General features: G+C 63.4%; 1 pseudogene. It reads right to left on the bottom strand.

Annotation, left to right across the window (positions count from 1 at the left end):
* A pseudogene (locus tag AC1DBX_RS20730) lies at positions 1-261 on the bottom strand (aa3-type cytochrome oxidase subunit II); the annotation flags it as partial.
* Between the last annotated feature and the right edge of the window lie 113 nt (positions 262-374).

Below are 374 nucleotides of genomic sequence, written 5' to 3'. Positions count from 1 at the left end.
GGTCTGGCCCGTGCGGCGGCGGTAGACGATGACCGCCCAGATGATGAGGCCCCAGACGATGACGCCGACGACCAGCAGAACGATCCAGCTGGTGACCCACAGGCCGGAGATGCGCTCGGTGTGGTTCGTGACGGGCTGCTCGCCCGCGACGAAGCCGGGCAGGAATCCGTTCAGCTGCGCCTGCGTGCACCCCGCAAGGACGATTGCGAGTGTCGCTGCGATCGGAATAGCAGCCCATCGGAGACGGCGATTGTGACGCACCGGTGACCTTTCGAATGACTCATGGACAGTTCACATTCAACTGTATTTGACCGTTACCACCCTACTCCGCCACACGCGCCGGAATGAACAGAAAGGACCGCCCGAGTGGGCGG

The sequence above is a fragment of the Arthrobacter sp. 10N44_2 genome (assembly GCF_056394385.1).
This window is presented reverse-complemented; position numbering and strand designations above follow the sequence as displayed.